General features: G+C 74.7%; 1 protein-coding gene. It reads right to left on the reverse strand.

What is annotated here, in order from left to right; translation table 11 throughout:
* Positions 1–144: 144 nt before the first annotated feature.
* The coding region (locus tag JS521_RS35815; protein ID WP_205087012.1) for an NAD(P)H-dependent flavin oxidoreductase at positions 145–825 on the reverse strand (681 nt) is incomplete at its 5' end.

Raw genomic sequence — 825 nt, forward strand, 5'->3', positions numbered from 1 at the left:
TTGGGGGTGTACATGCCGCGGGGGGGGGGGGGGGGGGGGCGCCGCGGCCCCCCCCCCCCCCACCCCCGGGGCTGAGGCTTTGTCCTCAATCGCCGGACGGGCTGGAATTGGCCCCGGTCCTTGGCCTCAGCCAAAAGACTGTCCTCAATCGCCGGAAGGGCTTGATGGGTCCGCCCGGTCCGGGCCGAAACCGGTGCCCAGGGCCGCAAGGATCCCCTCCGCGTCTGCCATCATCCGCTCCACCAGCCCCGCCACACTCGGCAGGTCCTCGATCAGGGCCGCCACCTGGCCCGAGGCCATGATCCCGAGGTCCGTCCGGCCCTCCACCATCGCCGCCCTCAGCAGCATCGGCGTGTTCGCCGCCAGCAGCACCTGGCTCCAGCTCAGCTCCTTGCCGTGCCGCATCGCCAGGCCGTCGCGGACCATGCCCGGCCAGCTCAGGCCGGACAGCCGGCGGAAGCGGGACGCCCGGCGCACCGCCCCGTACAGGGCGCGCAACCGGCCCGCCGCGCCCTCCAGCTCCGCCACCATCTCCGTACGGAGCATCCGGTGCGGCAGCCCGTCCACCGCCCGCGTCAACGTGATGTCCTTCGCGGCCGCCGCCAGGTAACGGGCCTTCACCGCGTCCGGGACCGTGGAGTCCGACGTGAGGAGGAAACGCGTCCCCATCGCCACCCCCGCCGCCCCGTGCGCCAGCACCGCCACCAGGCCCCGCCCGTCGTGGAAGCCGCCCGCCGCGACCACCGGGATGTCCACCGCGTCCACCACCTGCGGCAGCAGCTCCGTGGTGGCGACCTCCCCCGTGTGGCCGCCACCCTCCCGGCC

The organism is Streptomyces durocortorensis, assembly GCF_016901035.1.
GTDB classification, from domain to species: domain Bacteria; phylum Actinomycetota; class Actinomycetes; order Streptomycetales; family Streptomycetaceae; genus Streptomyces; species Streptomyces durocortorensis.